Below are 857 nucleotides of genomic sequence, written 5' to 3'. Positions count from 1 at the left end.
TTCCAGGCGCTGTCCTACGAGCGGCTGCAGGCGGCGCTGTCGGATCTGTTCGGGCTCACCCTCAGTCAGGGCGGGCTGATGAACCTGCTCCAGCGCACGCAGAAACACTTCCGCTCCGGCCGCGACGAGGCCGTCTCAACCCTGCGCCGGGCCACGGTGGTCGCCTCGGACGAGACCGGCGTGCGCATCGAGGGCAGCAACGCTTACCACTGGGTCTTCCACTCGGCCGAGGCGGTCGTTCATCAGGCTTCGCCGACGCGGGGCGCCGTCGTGGTGCGGGAGATGATGGACGGGCATCGGCCGGCGGTTTGGATCTCGGACCGCTACACCGCCCAGCAGGGCCATGCAGTCGCGCACCAGACCTGCCTCGCCCATCTCGCCCGCGATGTCGCCTACGCCGTCGAGACCAGCGATGATCCGGTCCCCTGGCGTTTGCAGCTCTGGCTGCGATCCGTGTTCGCCCTGGCCGAGCACGTCACCGATCTGGCCGCCTCGACGCTCGCCGCCAAGCGCCGGAACCTGGATCGCCAGCTCGGCGCCATCCTCGCCACGCCGAGCCGCTGCGACCTGACCCGCGACCTGCAGGCCAAGATCGGCCGGGCGCGCAATCAGCTCCTCGTCTTCCTCGCCCACCCCGGCGCAGTCGAGCCGACCAACAACGGCTCCGAGCGGCTGCTGCGCCCGTCCGTCGTCCAGCGGAAGGTCACCAACGGCTATCGCGCGATGTGGGCTGCCGAAGGCGAAGCCGCCATCCGCACCGTCGTCGATACCGCCCGCCTCACCGGCGCCAGCCCGTTCCGCACCATCCTCAAAACCGTCGGCGCCTAAACCTCACGATTACGGGGGTGGGTAATTAC

1 protein-coding gene is annotated in these 857 nt (G+C 69.4%); it reads left to right on the top strand.

The window, feature by feature from the left end; genetic code table 11:
* Positions 1 to 828: IS66 family transposase (locus FV226_RS27615; RefSeq protein WP_147765419.1), on the top strand; the 828-nt coding region annotated here is incomplete at its 5' end.
* Positions 829 to 857 lie beyond the last annotated feature (29 nt).

This window comes from Methylobacterium sp. WL12 (genome assembly GCF_008039475.1).
Classification (GTDB): Bacteria; Pseudomonadota; Alphaproteobacteria; order Rhizobiales; family Beijerinckiaceae; genus Methylobacterium; species Methylobacterium cerastii.
This window is presented reverse-complemented; position numbering and strand designations above follow the sequence as displayed.